This is a genomic window from Kitasatospora sp. NPDC059827 (genome assembly GCF_042731675.1).
Taxonomy (GTDB): Bacteria; Actinomycetota; Actinomycetes; order Streptomycetales; family Streptomycetaceae; genus Kitasatospora.
Map to the genome: position 1 here is coordinate 15,592 of NZ_JBHWIV010000041.1, position 14,820 is coordinate 30,411.

Consider the following 14,820-nt stretch of genomic DNA (forward strand, 5'->3'; position numbering starts at 1 on the left):
TCACCGCGGGCCCGGGCGGGCCTACTTGGGCACCTCGGCGACCGCGCGCAGGTCGCGGGTGTCGACGGCGAGCTTGTCGATGTCGGGCTGGGTGCCGTCGTCGGAGCCCTTGAGCACCATGACGACGGTGCTCTTGTCGGCCCAGGCGCAGAGGGCCAGCTTGCTCTCGCCGCTCTGCGAGGTGGCGCACTCCATCTGGCCGCCCTTGGGGCCCGGGTCCACCGCGTGCCGGCCGCTGATCGTGCCGCCCGCGCCGGAGAAGCCGGCGAACATCTGGTCCAGCTCCTGCTTGGGCAGCAGCACCTTGCCGTAGACGCCGACCGCGATCAGCTGCGGGGTGGAGTCCGCGTCCTGGTAGACCCCGGCGACGCCGGTGGGCTTCCAATTGCCGTCGCCCTGGCCGATCTTGGAGGTCAGCTCGTCCTGCAGCTTCCCGGTCACCGCGGGGTCGTCGTTGGCCTTGAGGTCCTTGAAGGTCGCCGGCATCACGAGCTTCTCGGTGCCGGTGCCGCTGGTCACGTTCCAGGCGAGGTAGCCGAACACGCCGATCAGGACGACCAGGACGGCGCCGACGGTGCCGAGCACGATCCACAGCGTGCGGCGCGACTTGCGCGGCGGCACCGGCGCGTACCCGCCGTAACCGGGGTAGGCCCCGGGCGCGCCCTCCGGGGTGCCCGGGTAGCCCGGGTAGCCGCCGGCCTCCGGCCCGCCGGGTGCGGGGTAGCCGGGCGGCGGGGCCTGCGGCGGGACACCGCCGTAGCCGGGGGCGGCCGGCGGCGGGGTCGCCGGGTACCCGGGCTGCGGCGGGGGCCCGTACGGGTTCTGGTCGGACATGCGGGACCCTTTCTGGGACGTCGCGCGTGGAGACCGCCGGGGGTACCGGCGGCGTGGTGCTGCTGCTGGGTTGCGCTGCTGCTACGGGGCGGCCGGGCGGGGCCTCCGGGTCAGCGGGCGACCTTCATGGCGTCGCGGACGGTGCGGGTCTTCTCCGCGGCCTGGTCGGGGGTGAGGCCCGAGTCGCTGCCGCCCGTGCTGCCGGTGGTGCCCAGGCTGAGGTGGCTGAACGTGACCCGGCCGTAGGTGGACTTGTCCGCCCAGACGCAGACCGTCGGGCCGGGCTTGCCGATGATGCTGGCGACGCCGCAGCTGAGCTTGCCGTCGGAGGCGTGGCCGTCCTTGGCGGGGAAGTCGGTCATCGGGGTGGACCAGGTCAGGCCGCCGCTGTCCTTCTTGGAGTCGGCGATGATCTGCGCGGGGTCGTTGAGGGAGCCGTAGATGCCGACGACCGACAGCGAGTCCATGTTCTTGACGTCGGCGCCCTTGCTGTAGCTGGCCACCAGCGCGTGCAGGTCCGTGCCGACCTTCGCGACCTCGGGCTTGCTCATGTCGGCGGCCTCCTCCTTCGCCGACTTCTGGACGTAGCCGTCCAGCAGCGTCTGCGGCGCGCTGAGCTTGTACCGGCCGCCCGAGTCGCTGCCGGCGCCGAGGAACTTCCAGGCGGCGAAGCCGCCGCCGCCGAGCACCAGGGCGCCTACGACGAGGCCGACCACCAGGCCGCCCTTGCCCTTGCGCGCCGGCGCCGGGTAGCCCGGCTGGCCGTACGGGCCCTGCGGGGGCACGCCGTACTGCGGCTGCGGGGCGCCGTAGGGCTGCTGCGGCGGGTACCCGTACTGGGGCTGCGGGGCGCCGTAGGGCTGCTGCGGCGGCGGCGCGCCGTAGGGCTGGCCGCCGTAGGGCTGGCCCTGCGGCTGCGGATACTGCTGTCCCTGTCCCTGGCCGTACATGTGTCCTCGTGCTCCCCCGCCGCACCCGCGGCCGATCCTCGTATGGGTATGTCCGTGCACGCCCGGTCACCCGGACGAGTGCCCGGGCACGCTACCGCACGGCACCGGCGGCGGGAGCGCCCGGACCGGCCGAGTCCGCGGACCGAAAGCGGTTCGTAACCAGCGCCCACGGTTACGTAAACTGTGCGTCGTGACCGACACGACGAACCAGCGCCCCGTGAGCACCACCGGGGACGATGCGGCAACCCTCCCGACGACCTACACCCCCGCGGACGTAGAGGGCGAGCTGTACGAGCGCTGGGTGGACCGTGGCTACTTCACCGCGGACGCGAAGAGCGACAAGCCCGCGTACACGATCGTCATCCCCCCGCCGAACGTCACCGGCGTCCTGCACCTCGGTCACGCCTTCCAGCACACGCTGATGGACGCGCTGACCCGCCGCAAGCGCATGCAGGGCTTCGAGACGCTCTGGCTGCCCGGCATGGACCACGCGGGCATCGCGACCCAGAACAAGGTCGAGCAGCAGCTCGCCGAGGCCGGTCTCTCCCGCCACGACCTGGGCCGCGAGGCCTTCGTGGAGAAGGTCTGGGAGTGGAAGCAGAGCTACGGCGGCCGCATCCTCGGCCAGATGCGCCGCCTCGGCGACGGCGTGGACTGGTCGCGCGAGCGCTTCACCATGGACGAGGGCCTGTCCCAGGCCGTCCAGACCATCTTCAAGCGCCTGTTCGACGACGGCCTGATCTACCGCGCCGAGCGCATCATCAACTGGTGCCCGCGCTGCCTCACCGCGCTGTCCGACATCGAGGTGGAGCACGAGGACACGCCGGGCGAGCTGGTCTCGATCCGCTACGGCGACGGTGACGACTCGATCGTCGTCGCCACCACCCGGGCCGAGACGATGCTGGGCGACACCGCGGTGGCCGTCCACCCGGACGACGAGCGCTACCGGCACCTGGTCGGCCGGACCATCAAGCTGCCGCTGACCGACCGGGAGATCCCGGTCGTCGCCGACGAGCACGTCGACCCGGAGTTCGGCACCGGCGCCGTCAAGGTGACGCCCGCGCACGACCCGAACGACTTCGCCATCGGCCAGCGCCACGGCCTGCCGAACCTGACGGTGATGGACGAGCGCGGTGCGATCACCGTGCACGGCCCCTTCCTCGGCCTGGACCGGATGGAGGCCCGTTCGGCCGTCGTCGGCGCGCTGCGCGAGCAGGGCCGGATCGTCGCCGAGAAGCGCCCGTACATGCACGCCGTCGGCCACTGCTCGCGCTGCCACACCGTGGTCGAGCCGCGGCTGTCGCTGCAGTGGTGGGTCAAGGTCGAGCCGCTGGCCAAGGCCGCCGGCGACGCCGTCCGCGACGGCAAGGTGGAGATCCACCCGAAGGAGCTGGAGCGCCGCTACTTCGACTGGGTCGACAACATGTACGACTGGTGCATCTCGCGCCAGCTCTGGTGGGGCCACCGGATCCCGGTCTGGTACGGCCCCGAGGGCGAGGTCGTCTGCGTCGGACCGGACGAGCAGCCGCCGACCGGCGAGGGCTGGGTCCAGGACCCGGACGTCCTGGACACCTGGTTCTCCTCCGGCCTGTGGCCGTTCTCCACGCTGGGCTGGCCGGAGAAGACCGCCGACCTGGAGAAGTTCTACCCGACCGACGTCCTGCTGACGGGCCACGACATCATCTTCTTCTGGGTCGCCCGGATGATGATGTTCGGCCTGTACGCGATGGACGGCGAGGCGCCGTTCAAGACCGTCGCGCTGACCGGTCTGGTCCGCGACGAGTTCGGCAAGAAGATGTCGAAGTCCTCCGGCACCGCGGTGGACCCGCTGGACTGGATGGACGCCTACGGCGCCGACGCCGTCCGCTTCACCCTGGCCGGCGGCGCCAACCCGGGCGCCGACGTGCCGATCGGCGAGGACTGGGTCAAGGGCTCGCGCAACTTCTGCAACAAGATCTGGAACGCGACCCGCTTCGCGCTGATGAACGGCGCCACCACCGAGGGCCCGCTGCCGGCGCCCGAGGAGATGACCGCGGTCGACCGCTGGATCCTGTCGCGGCTGAACGCCACCGTCGCCAAGGTGGACGGGCTGTACGAGGACTACCAGTTCGCCAAGCTCTCGGACGCGCTGTACCACTTCGCCTGGGACGAGGTCTTCGACTGGTACGTCGAGCTCTCCAAGACCACCCTGGCCAAGGGCGGCCCGCAGGCCGACGCCTCGCGCCGGGTCCTGGGCGAGGTCCTGGACGTCACCCTGCGGCTGCTGCACCCGGTCGTCCCGTTCGTCACCGAGGCGCTGTGGACCACCCTCACCGGCGCCGAGTCGCTGGTCGTCGCCGAGTGGCCGAAGGACAGCGGCTACCGCGACGCGGCCGCCGAGTCGGAGGTCGCCACGCTGCAGCAGGTGGTCACCGAGGTCCGCCGGTTCCGCTCGGACCAGGGCCTGCAGCCCGCGCAGCGCGTCCCGGCCCAGCTGGAGCTGGCCGGCACCGTGCTGGCCGTCCACGAGGACGCGATCCGCTCGCTGCTGCGGCTGACCGTCCCCGAGGAGGGCTTCGCGGCCACCGCCTCGCTGCCGGTGGCCGGTGCCACCGTCGCGCTGGACCTCTCCGGCACCATCGACGTCGCGGCGGAGCGCAAGCGCCTCGCCAAGGACCTCGCGGCCGCCGAGAAGGAGAAGACCCAGACCACCGCCAAGCTCGGCAACGAGGCCTTCCTGGCCAAGGCGCCGGACGAGGTGGTCGCCAAGATCCGGGGCCGTCAGGAGGCCGCCGAGGCCGACATCGCCCGGATCACCGCCCAGCTCGCGGCGCTGCCGCAGGGCTGAGCCCGCACCGCCCCTGGGGGGCCGCATCCCGCGACGCGCGGGGTGCGGCCCCTCGGCGTTCTCCGGCGTGCCCGTTGGGGCGTGCTCCCTCCGGCGTGCTCCTTCCGGCGCGCTGGTTACGGCGCGTTCGTTTGCGGCGCGCCGTTTTCGGTGGGCCCGGCGGGACGGCCACTACGCCTAATAGAGCAGCAACATTGCTCCCTTCCGGCGAATATTCATCCTGGACCGGGTGAGGTCCTATTCCGAGCGAATTGATTCCGGTCTTGCCCGCGCGCGTTCGCGGAAGTTTTCAGGTCGGATGTGTACGGTGTGCTCGGAGTTTCCGAAGGTGTTTCTGCTGAGCGTTCCTGCTGAGCGACGGACGGGAGGCATGGCGTGGTGGTGACCGAGGAGTTGGCCCAGGAACTGCCTGCCGAGGCGGTCGAGGAGGCCAAGGCCAGGGCGGCGACCCTGCTGCTCGCCTTCCGCCACGGCAACCAGCTCGCGTTCGACCACGAGTTGGACCTGCTGCTGGCGGAGAACGCCGAGCGGGAGGTGACCGCCCTGCTCACCTGGATCGCCGCCGAGGCCGTCCGCAAGGCGTACGCCCCCGAGGTCGGCGACCGGGTGCTGCGGGCGATGGCCCGCCGGGCCCCTCAGGACGGCGGCGCCGTCCAGGTGGACGAGGAGAGCGCGAACGCCGCCCAGCTGATCGAGGCGGTCGCGGACGGCCGGGTGGCCGAGGTCCGCGGCCTGGTCGCGGCGACGGCGGACACCACCTTCCTGCTCGGCGGTCTGCTGCAGGGCGTCGCGATGATGCTGCCGCTGCTGCCCGAGGGTGAACTGGCCGAGATCACGGCCGAGTTGCGCCGCCGGCACGGCGGCTGCGCGCACGTCCCGGAGGCCCGGGCCGGGGTCTGACCCCGGCCCGGGGGCGGCTCACGGCATGGCGTGCAGGTGGGCGCCGATGGTGGCGGAGACCGGATTGCCCGCCCTGGCGTCCCAGTTGGTCGACCAGGTCATCGCCCCGCCGATGCCGGGCCAGGCGGTGTCCGGCCGGTAGCTGCCGCAGCCGGTGCCGGAGGCCAGGCAGTCCAGCGCCTTGTTCACCGTGCCGGGGTCGGTGTAGCCGCCGCCGGCGGCGCTGGTGGAGGCCGGCACCCCGAGCCCGACCTGGTCGGGCCGCAGTCCGCCCTTGAGCTGGATGCAGGCCAGGGCGGTGAGGAAGTCCTCGGTGCCCTGGGAGTAGACGTTGCCGTCGCAGCCGTTCATCGCACCGGAGTTGTAGTACTGCATGTTGACGATGGTGAGGACGTCCTTCACGTTCAGCGCCAGCTTGAAGTACTCCATCCCGGTCGACTGCATGTCGATGGTCTGCGGCGCCATGGTGAGGACGAACCCGCTGCCCGCCCGCGCCGCCAGGGAGTGCAGTGCCTGGCCCATGAAGGTGGAGTCGATGCCGTTCTCCAGGTCGATGTCGATCCCGTCGAAGCCGTAGTTCCGCAGCAGGGCCCAGGCGGTGTCGGCGAAGGTCGCGGCGGAGGCGGAGTCGCCCACCCAGACCGTGCCGTTCTGGCCGCCGACGGAGAGCACCACCCGCTTCCCGGCCGCCCGCTTGGCCGCGATGTCGGCCTTGAACTGGGCGTCGGTGTAGCCGCCGAGCTTGGTGGACAGGGCCGGGTCCAGGGTGAAGCCCAGGCCGCCGCGGGTGGCGGTGGCGTCGGCGAAGGCGACCGCGATGATGTCGTAGGCGGCCGGGACGTCGCTGATCCGCTGCACCGTGGCGCCGTTGTCGAAGTTCTGCCAGTACCCGGTGAGGACGTGCTTGGGCAGGCCGGGCGGCCTGGTCGGGGTGGACGTGCCGGTGGGGGTGGGCGTGCCGGTGCCCGTGCCGGTGCCCGTGCCGGTGGCCGTCGGGCTCGGTGAGGCGGTGCCGGTGGCGGTCGCCGTGGCCGTCGGGCTGGGGGAGGGCTGCGGCCCGCCGGGCCCGAGCAGGGTGACGTCGTCGGCGAGGAAGGCAGGCTGGGCGTACCAGCCGTGCAGGTAGACGGTGACGCTGGTGGTGCCCGGGCCGGTGGTGAAGCTCGTGCTCAGCCGGCTCCAGCCGGTGCCGCCGGGGGTCCAGGTGCTCGGATCGCCGCCGCCGGTGCCGCGGGCGCCCAGGTAGACGTACGAGCCCTGGACCCAGGAGCTCAGGGTGTACGAGGAGGAGGGCTTCACCGACACGGTCTGGGTGCACTCGCCGGTGTCCGACCCGGAGGGGGTGGACTGCAGGGCGTACCGGCCGGAGTGGGCGCCGGCGCTCTGGACCGTGCCGCTGGAGCAGGTCCAGCCGGAGAGGTCGCCGGTCTCGAAGCCGCCGTTGGTGATCAGGTCGGTGTCGGCGGCGTGTGCGCCGGTGCCGTCGGCCAGGACGAGCCCGCCGAGGCCGAGGACGAGGGCGCAGGTGCCGGCGAGCAGCGGGTGGAGGGCGCGCGGGCGCCGGTGTCGGGCAGGTGGCATGACTCCATCTCCAGTGGGGGAGGCCCGGCGGCGCTGGGTGGGGTCAGTGCCGTCCGGGGTGTCGATGGTGCGCGTGCGGGAGCTACCGACAACTCAAGTCCCGGTCGGGAACGGAGACTTGCCTCACAAGGTGGAGTAGACCAATCCGGCTGTCAAGAGGCCCTACGCGGCCAGCGGGGCGTCCTGGGCGGCGTCGCTCCCGGTGCTCCCGGTGCTCCCGGCGGGTCCGGCCAGGGCGGCGGTCAGCGCGGCGATCCGGGCCGAGGCGCGGCCGTCGCCGTACGGGCTCGGGGTGGCGGCCAGTCGGGCCAGCCGCTCGGGGGTGTCGGACAGCCAGCCGCGGGCCAGCTCGCCGAGCTCCTCGCCGGGCCGCACCAGCGCGGCGAAGCCGGCGTCGACCGCCTCCGGGCGCTCGGTGGAGCGGCGCACCACCAGCAGCGGACGGCCGAGCACGGTGCACTCCTCCTGCACGCCGCCGGAGTCGGAGACCAGCAGCGCCGCGTGGCTCGCCAGGCCGAGGAAGTCGCCGTAGCCGACCGGCTCGGTGACGGCCAGGCGCTCCAGCAGGGCGTCCAGTGCGAAGCGCTCGACGGCGGCCCGGGTGCGCGGGTGCATCGGGAACAGCACCGGGGTGCCGGCCCGGGCGATCCGGTCCAGCTCGGCGAGCACGGCGCCGAGCGCCTCGGCGGTGTCGGTGTTCTCCGGGCGGTGCACGGTGGCCAGCACGTACCCGTCCGGGCGCAGCCCGTGCGCGGCGAGCAGCGCGGCGCGGGTGGCGGCGTCGGGCAGCTGACGGCGGACCACCTCGACGACGGTGTTGCCGGTGAGCTCGATCCGCCCCCGGTCGAGGGACTCGGCGCGCAGGTTGGCGACGTTGTCCTCGGTGGCGGCGCAGAGCAGGTCGGAGACGTGGTCGACCATCACCCGGTTGTGCTCCTCGGGCATCGCCCGGTCGTAGCTGCGCAGCCCGGCCTCGACGTGCACCAGCGGGATCTCCCGGGCGTTGGCGGCCAGCGCTCCGGCGAGGGTGGCATTGGTGTCGCCCTGGACGACCACGGCGGCGGGGCGGTCCTCGGCGAAGGCGGCGTCCAGCTGGCCGAGGGACTGGGCGATCTGGCCGGCCCGGGGGCGGCCGCCGACGCCGGTGAGCAGCTCGGGCTCCGGCAGGTCGAGGTCGCGCAGGAAGCGGCCGGACATCGCCTCGTCCCAGTGCTGGCCGGTGTGCACCAGCCGGGTGGCGTCGCCGAGTTCGTGGATCAGCGGGGCGAGCTTGACCAGCTCGGGGCGGGTGCCGAGGACGACGGCGACGCTGTTCGGGGGCAGGCACGTGCTCATGCGGGGGCTCCGGGAGGACGACGCGGGGTGGGGGAGTGGGGGCTCAGGACTCGAGCGCGGTGGGGGCGCCGACGGCGACCTTCTCGGCGTTGCGCCGGGTCTTGGCCCAGCCGTTGCGGCCGAGCAGCAGTCGGACGGCGGCCCGGGCGGCGACCACGAAGAGGTGGTAGGCGTACAGCCACACCAGGACGCCCCAGAGCAGTCCGGTGAGCCGGCTGCGGTCCGGGTGGACGGCCCTGCGGTAGGCGAGGCCCCAGAACACCATCGGCAGGGTGGCGAGCACGAAGGCGAGCAGCATCCACGGGCCGAACCGGAGCTGGAAGTCGGCGGTCTCGGCGGGGAAGAGCACCAGCCCGGCGGTGGTGATGGCGAGCGAGAGCGGGAAGAGCAGCACCAGCAGGACGCAGACCACCGGCTGGAGGAAGGTGTAGAGCACCTCGGCTTTGCCGGAGGCCGGGTAGTGCGGGGAGCGCAGCACCCGGCCGGTGTAGCGCAGGCACTGCATGTTGCCCTGGGCCCAGCGGGTGCGCTGGGTGAGGAAGCGGCGCAGCGAGATCAGGCCCTCCTGGGAGACCTGGGCCTCGGTGACGTGGGTGAGCCGCCAGCCGGCCAGGCGCAGGTCGAGGCCGGACTCGTAGTCCTCCAGCAGGGCGCGCTCGGGCCAGGGGCGGCCGGCCCGGCCCTCCTCGGCGGTGAGCGAGTCGAGGGCGGTGAGCCGGACGAACTGGCCGTTGCCGCCGAGGCCGACGCTGCCGGTGCGGCGGCGCAGCAGCTGCATGCCGGCGTTGTTGGCCTGGAACTCGATGTCCTGCATCCGGACCAGGGCGCGGGCGAGGGCGTTGGCGGTGCGGCCGCGGCCGGGCAGCGGGCGTTCGTCGTCGGCGTTGCGCATCCGGACGCCGATCTGGACGGCGCCGGTGTCGGGGCGGCCGAGGGCCTTGGGGTTGCAGACCTGGCCGAGGGTGCCGGGGTCGAGCCGTCCGTCGGCGTCGACCACGCCGATGACCACCCGGGAGCGGTCGGTGGACTCGGGGAGCCAGGCGGAGATCTCGCGGTAGGCGGCGTTGAGCGCGGCGCCCTTGCCGATCCGGGCGTGCGGGCGGCGGCGCTGGACGAGGTGGATCCGCGGGTCGCGGGCCGCGGCGGCGAGGACGAGTTCGCGGGTGGCGTCCTCGCTGTCGTCGTCGATCACCCAGAGGTGGGCCTCGGGCGCGCTGGTCCGCAGGCCGTCCAGGGTCTGGGTGACCACGGCCTCCTCGTCGCGGCAGGGGATGACCAGGTGCCACTGGAGGGCGGCGGGGTCGCCGGGCGGGGCGGGGCGGCTGTGCCGGAAGGCGTGGCGGGAGCCGGCCCAGTACACGAGGAAGCGTCCGAAGACGAGGGCCATGTAGCCGACGAGGGCCAGGGAGATCAGTCCGGCGAACCAGACGACGGCGTCCTGGCGGAGCACGATCCAGTCGTGCAGGGCGTCGGGCATGGCGCAGTGCTCCTCGTGATCAAAGGCTGTCAGCTCCTGTGGGTTGCGAATCGATGCTCCATTGCCGTCCAAACTCGCTGAATCGATAGTAAAGGGAGCAAACTCAAGAAGCCGGGCAAAGACGGGGCAAAGTGGCCGTTCTCACCCCGGGTCCGCCCCGCGCCCACCCCGCCGCCCACCCCGCCGCGATCCCGTCGGCGCCGTTCCCCTCGCCCTGTGAGGACGGGCCGCCGCCGCTCCGTAGACTGTGGACGTGAGCGACAAGGCCGACCCGAATCCGTACACCCTCCGCCCCTCCGACGACAGCACCGGCGACGCCCTGCGCGACGTCGAACTGGAGCTCTCCAAGCGCTGGCCGGAGAACAAGCTGGAGCCCTCGCTCGACCGGATCGAGGCGCTGATGGACATCCTGGGCCAGCCCCAGCGGTCCTTCCCCTCCATCCACATCACCGGCACCAACGGCAAGACCTCCACCGCCCGGATGATCGAGCAGCTGCTCAACACCTTCGAGCTGCGCACGGGCCGCTACACCAGCCCGCACGTGGAGAGCGTCACCGAGCGGATCACCCTGGACGGCGCCCCGATCAGCCCGGAGCGCTTCGTCGAGGTCTACCGCGACATCGAGCCCTACGTGCAGATGGTCGACGCCGCGCAGCCCGTCCCGATGTCCTTCTTCGAGGTGCTCACCGGCATGGCCTACGCGGCCTTCGCCGACGCCCCGGTGGACGTCGGGGTGGTCGAGGTCGGCATGGGCGGTTCCTGGGACGCCACCAACGTCATCGACTCCGCCGTCGCCGTGATCACCCCGATCGGGCTGGACCACACCGACAAGCTCGGCAACACCACCGGCGAGATCGCGGTCGAGAAGTCCGGGATCATCAAGTCCGGCGCCGTCGCCGTGGTCGCCCAGCAGCAGCTGGACGCCGCCCAGGTCATCCTGCGCCGGGCCGTCGAGGTGGACGCCACGGTCGCCCGCGAGGGCATGGAGTTCGGCGTGATCCGCCGTGAGCTCGCCGTCGGCGGCCAGCTGGTGACGCTGCGCGGGCTCGGCGGCGAGGAGTACGAGGACGTCTTCATCCCGCTGCACGGCGAGTACCAGGCGCACAACGCGGCGCTGGCGCTGGCCGCGGTCGAGGCCTTCTTCGGCGTCGGCGGCGCCCGCGGCGGCCAGCTGGACGTCGACAAGGTCCGCCAGGGCTTCTCCGGCGTCTCCTCGCCGGGCCGCCTGGAGATCGTCCGCCGCAGCCCCACGATCATCCTGGACGCCGCGCACAACCCGCACGGCGCCCGGGCCACCGTCGCCGCGATCAACGAGTCCTTCGGCTTCACCCGCCTGGTCGGCGTGATCGGGACCTCGGGGGACAAGGACGTGGCCGGCGTGCTGGAGGCCTTCGAGCCGATCCTGGCCGAGGTCGTCATCACCCAGAACTCCACCCACCGCGCCATGGACGTGGACGCCCTCGCGGCCCTGGCCGTCGAGATCTTCGGTGACGACCGCGTCCAGGTCGAGCCCCGGCTCGACGACGCCATCACCGCGGCCGTCACCCTGGCCGAGGAGGAGGGCGACCTCGGCGGCGCCGGGGTCCTGGTCACCGGTTCGGTCATCACGGTGGGCGAGGCCCGCCTGCTGCTCGGGAGGAAGTGACATGAGGACGCTCTGCTCCTCGACGCTGATCGGCGAGGCGCTGCTGGTGCTCTTCGCGGCGCTGGTCGCGATGCAGCTCTCCAGCGTCTCGACGGCCACCGTGTGGATCGTCAGCGGCATCGCGATGGCGCTCTGCATCGCGCTCTGCGGCATGATCAACCGCCCCGGCGCGGTGCAGATCGGCTGGGCGCTGCAGATCGGCCTGATCGCCAGCGGCTTCGTCCTGCCGACCATGTTCGGCCTCGGCGTGGTCTTCGCCGGCCTGTGGTGGTGCTCGGTGCACTACGGCCGCAAGGTCGACGAGTTCAAGGCCGCCCGCGCCGCCGCCACCGAGGCGCAGGCCCAGGCCGCCTGACCCCGGCCGGGTGGGCGCAACCGACCGGCCGTTCACGCAAGGTAACCTCTGCCCCGTACCGCAAGTCGTACCAGATCACCAGGAGACGCACCGTGTCCCAGCGCACTCTCGTCCTGCTCAAGCCCGACGCCGTCCGCCGCGGCCTGGCGGGCGAGATCATCAGCCGCATCGAGCGCAAGGCCGGCTGGCAGCTGACCGCGGTCGAGCTGCGCACCTTCGACCGGGAGACCCTGGAGACGCACTACGCCGAGCACGTCGGCCGCCCGTTCTACGAGCCGCTGCTGGAGTTCATGACCTCCGGTCCGTCGATCGCGCTGATCGTCGAGGGCGAGGAGGTCGTCAAGGGCATCCGGATGCTGGCCGGCGCCACCAACCCGCTGGAGGCCGGCTCCGGCACCATCCGCGGCGACTACGCGACGATCACCCGCGAGAACCTGATCCACGCCTCCGACTCCCCGGAGTCCGCCGAGCGCGAGATCAAGATCTTCTTCCCCGCGAACGCCTGACGCGGAGTCCGTCTTCGGACGCCACGCCCCGGCAGGACCTTGGTACCGCCCCGGTCGGGACCATTGGCCCGGCCGGGGCATTCTTATCGTGAAATAGGGAACTGGGAACGCCGACACGGCGTCCCAATGCTCGGAGAAGCGATCACGCTCCGGACAATGGACGGTATGCCCCGCGTCGATGTCCGTGCCGTGCGGCGTGACTACGATGGACGCGACTCAAGGGCCCGGTACGGCAGCTCAGCCGGTCTCCGCCCAAAGCGTGGGCGCGCATCCGTCCACCCCCAAGAACTCCGAGCCCGGGAAGGCACCCACACCCCATGGCGAGCAACCTGTCCTTCATCGGCCGCGACTTGGCGATCGACCTCGGAACAGCCAACACGCTGGTGTACGTCAGGGGCAAGGGGATCGTCCTCAACGAGCCGTCCGTCGTCGCGGTCAACACCAACACCGGCGGCATCCTGGCGGTCGGCGCCGAGGCCAAGAAGATGATCGGCCGCACGCCCGGCAACATCGTCGCCATCCGCCCGCTCAAGGACGGCGTGATCGCCGACTTCGAGATCACCGAGCGGATGCTGCGCTACTTCATCCTCAAGATCCACCGCCGCCGCTACCTGGCCCGCCCGCGGGTCGTGGTCTGCGTGCCCTCCGGCATCACCGGCGTCGAGCGCCGCGCCGTCATCGAGGCCTCCTCGCAGGCCGGCGCCCGCCAGGTGCACATCATCGAGGAGCCGATGGCCGCCGCGATCGGCGCCGGCCTGCCCGTCCACGAGGCCACCGGCAACATGGTCGTCGACATCGGCGGCGGCACCACCGAGGTCGCCGTCATCTCCCTCGGCGGCATCGTCACCGCCCAGTCCATCCGGGTGGCCGGCGACGAGCTGGACAACGCGATCGTCCAGCACATCAAGAAGGAGTACTCGCTCCTCCTCGGCGAGCGCAGCGCCGAACAGATCAAGATGAGCATCGGCAGCGCCTTCGGCATGGAGGGCGAGAAGGACGAGCACGCCGAGATCCGCGGCCGCGACCTGGTCAGCGGCCTGCCCAAGACCGTCGTCATCTCCGCCGCCGAGGTCCGCGCCGCCATCGACGAGCCGGTCAACTCGATCATCGACGCGGTCAAGACCACCCTCGACCAGTGCCCGCCCGAACTGGCCGGCGACGTCATGGACCGCGGCATCGTGCTCACCGGCGGCGGCGCCCTGCTGCGCGGCCTGGACGAGCGGCTGCGCCGCGAGACCGGCATGCCGATCCACATCGCCGAGAACCCGCTCGACTCCGTCGCGCTCGGCTCCGGCAAGTGCGTCGAGGAGTTCGAGGCGCTCCAGCAGGTACTGGACGCCTCGCCGCGCCGTTAGCACCACGACGACACCATCCGACACTCAACTGAACGGGCCGCCGCCCGGGCCCCACAGCCCCGGGCGGTCGCCAGGTACGAAGGGGCAGTACCAGCACCGTGAGGGACACACGAGAGAGCCGGCTGCTGCTCATCCTGCTGGTGGCGGTCGCCTTCGCGCTCATCACCGTGGACATCAAGGGCGGTGAGGACTCCCCGCTCGGCCCGGCCCGGCACGCCGCCGCGAAGGTCCTCGGCCCGGTCGAGCGCGGCGCCGCCACCGTCGTGGACCCGGTCGCGGACACCGTCCGCGCCTTCCGCGACGCCGCCACCGACAGCGGCCGCACCGACCAACTCGCCCGCGAGAACACCGAACTGCGGCAGAAGCTCGCCTCCTCCGACATGGCCACCGGGCGCACCAAGCAGCTGGACGACCTGCTGCGCACCGCCGGCGCCGGCGGCTACACCGTCAAGGCCGCCCAGGTCATCGCGATCGGCCCGGCCCAGGGCTTCTCCTGGACCATCACCGTCGACGCCGGCAGCGACGACGGCCTCACCCGCGACATGACCGTCATCAACGGCCAGGGCCTGGTCGGCCGGATCACCACCGTCGGCCCGACCACCGCCACCGTGCTGCTCGCCTCCGACCCCGGCTTCTCGGCCGGCACCCGGCTGGAGGGCAGCGGCGAGATCGGCTTCGCCTCCGGCGGCGGCGACAGCCCGATGAAGGTCTCCCTGCTCAACGGGAAGGCCCAGGTCAAGACCGGCGACCGGCTCGTCACCTTCGGCTCGCAGAGCGGCCGCCCGTTCGTGCCCGGCGTCCCGGTCGGCAAGGTCACCGAGGTCCAGGCCAACGCCGGCCAGCTGACCAAGACCGTCCTGGTCGAGCCCTTCGTCCAGTTCACCCGACTGGACCTGGTCGGCGTGGTCGTCGTGCCCCCGCGCACCGACCCGCGCGACGCCGTGCTGCCGCCCGCCCCCACCCCGGGGCAGAGCCAGGCCCCGGCCGCGCCCGCCCAGCCGCAGGGCTCCGCGCCCGCCGCCCCGCCCGCCAAGCCCACTGGGGGGAACTGAGCC

Annotated in this window: 12 protein-coding genes; 7 read left to right on the plus strand and 5 right to left on the minus strand. The window is 72.4% G+C overall.

Annotation, left to right across the window (positions count from 1 at the left end; translation table 11 throughout):
- Nucleotides 1-21: 21 nt before the first annotated feature.
- Nucleotides 22-834 carry a hypothetical protein gene (locus ACFV8H_RS24370; RefSeq protein ID WP_375893091.1) on the minus strand — a complete coding sequence of 271 codons (813 nt, stop codon included), beginning with the start codon at nucleotides 832-834 and terminating at the stop codon, nucleotides 22-24.
- Between the two features lie 110 nt (nucleotides 835-944).
- Nucleotides 945-1,784: a hypothetical protein gene (locus ACFV8H_RS24375; protein WP_380403550.1), complete on the minus strand. Its 840-nt coding sequence runs from the start codon at nucleotides 1,782-1,784 to the stop codon at nucleotides 945-947.
- A 190-nt stretch (nucleotides 1,785-1,974) separates the two neighbouring features.
- On the opposite strand from ACFV8H_RS24375, the gene ACFV8H_RS24380 reads away from it, so the two are divergent.
- The gene (locus tag ACFV8H_RS24380; RefSeq protein WP_375893094.1) at nucleotides 1,975-4,611 is read left to right on the plus strand and encodes a valine--tRNA ligase; all 2,637 of its coding nucleotides are present in this window, start codon (nucleotides 1,975-1,977) and stop codon (nucleotides 4,609-4,611) included.
- 375 nt (nucleotides 4,612-4,986) lie between these two features.
- Nucleotides 4,987-5,511 carry a hypothetical protein gene (locus ACFV8H_RS24385; RefSeq protein WP_380403552.1) on the plus strand — a complete coding sequence of 175 codons (525 nt, stop codon included), beginning with the start codon at nucleotides 4,987-4,989 and terminating at the stop codon, nucleotides 5,509-5,511.
- An 18-nt stretch (nucleotides 5,512-5,529) separates the two neighbouring features.
- Here ACFV8H_RS24385 and ACFV8H_RS24390 read toward each other — a convergent pair whose 3' ends face one another.
- The 3 genes from ACFV8H_RS24390 to ACFV8H_RS24400 form a co-directional block, all read right to left on the minus strand.
- Nucleotides 5,530-7,092, minus strand: a complete 1,563-nt coding sequence (locus ACFV8H_RS24390) for a chitinase (protein WP_380403554.1) — start codon at nucleotides 7,090-7,092, stop codon at nucleotides 5,530-5,532.
- Between the two features lie 162 nt (nucleotides 7,093-7,254).
- The gene (wecB, locus tag ACFV8H_RS24395) at nucleotides 7,255-8,427 is read right to left on the minus strand and encodes a non-hydrolyzing UDP-N-acetylglucosamine 2-epimerase (protein WP_375893100.1); all 1,173 of its coding nucleotides are present in this window, start codon (nucleotides 8,425-8,427) and stop codon (nucleotides 7,255-7,257) included.
- Between the two features lie 43 nt (nucleotides 8,428-8,470).
- Entirely contained in the window at nucleotides 8,471-9,904 is a 1,434-nt protein-coding gene (locus ACFV8H_RS24400; RefSeq protein WP_380403557.1) for a glycosyltransferase family 2 protein, read from the minus strand.
- A 253-nt stretch (nucleotides 9,905-10,157) separates the two neighbouring features.
- Here ACFV8H_RS24400 and ACFV8H_RS24405 point away from each other — a divergent pair, with 253 nt between their 5' ends.
- The 5 genes from ACFV8H_RS24405 to mreC all read left to right on the plus strand — a co-directional run bounded on the left by ACFV8H_RS24405 (nucleotide 10,158) and on the right by mreC (nucleotide 14,817).
- Nucleotides 10,158-11,549: a bifunctional folylpolyglutamate synthase/dihydrofolate synthase gene (locus ACFV8H_RS24405; protein ID WP_375893102.1), complete on the plus strand. Its 1,392-nt coding sequence runs from the start codon at nucleotides 10,158-10,160 to the stop codon at nucleotides 11,547-11,549.
- Between the two features lies 1 nt (nucleotide 11,550).
- Entirely contained in the window at nucleotides 11,551-11,904 is a 354-nt protein-coding gene (locus ACFV8H_RS24410; RefSeq protein ID WP_375893104.1) for a DUF4233 domain-containing protein, read from the plus strand.
- Between the two features lie 92 nt (nucleotides 11,905-11,996).
- Nucleotides 11,997-12,410 carry a nucleoside-diphosphate kinase gene (ndk, locus tag ACFV8H_RS24415; RefSeq protein ID WP_375893106.1) on the plus strand — a complete coding sequence of 138 codons (414 nt, stop codon included), beginning with the start codon at nucleotides 11,997-11,999 and terminating at the stop codon, nucleotides 12,408-12,410.
- Nucleotides 12,411-12,739: 329 nt separating this feature from the next.
- Complete coding sequence (locus ACFV8H_RS24420) at nucleotides 12,740-13,765, plus strand: rod shape-determining protein (RefSeq protein ID WP_317621116.1); 1,026 nt, start codon at nucleotides 12,740-12,742, stop codon at nucleotides 13,763-13,765.
- 98 nt (nucleotides 13,766-13,863) lie between these two features.
- Entirely contained in the window at nucleotides 13,864-14,817 is a 954-nt protein-coding gene (gene mreC, locus ACFV8H_RS24425) for a rod shape-determining protein MreC (RefSeq protein WP_375893107.1), read from the plus strand.
- Nucleotides 14,818-14,820: the final 3 nt, after the last annotated feature.

Coding starts and splice junctions, on each gene's coding strand:
- ACFV8H_RS24400 (WP_380403557.1), bottom strand. CDS start 9,904: ATGCCCGACGCCCTGCACGACTGGATCGTGCTCCGCCAGGACGCCGTC.
- ACFV8H_RS24390 (WP_380403554.1), bottom strand. CDS start 7,092: ATGCCACCTGCCCGACACCGGCGCCCGCGCGCCCTCCACCCGCTGCTC.
- ACFV8H_RS24370 (WP_375893091.1), bottom strand. CDS start 834: ATGTCCGACCAGAACCCGTACGGGCCCCCGCCGCAGCCCGGGTACCCG.
- ACFV8H_RS24375 (WP_380403550.1), bottom strand. CDS start 1,784: ATGTACGGCCAGGGACAGGGACAGCAGTATCCGCAGCCGCAGGGCCAG.
- wecB (WP_375893100.1), bottom strand. CDS start 8,427: ATGAGCACGTGCCTGCCCCCGAACAGCGTCGCCGTCGTCCTCGGCACC.
- ACFV8H_RS24410 (WP_375893104.1), top strand. CDS start 11,551: ATGAGGACGCTCTGCTCCTCGACGCTGATCGGCGAGGCGCTGCTGGTG.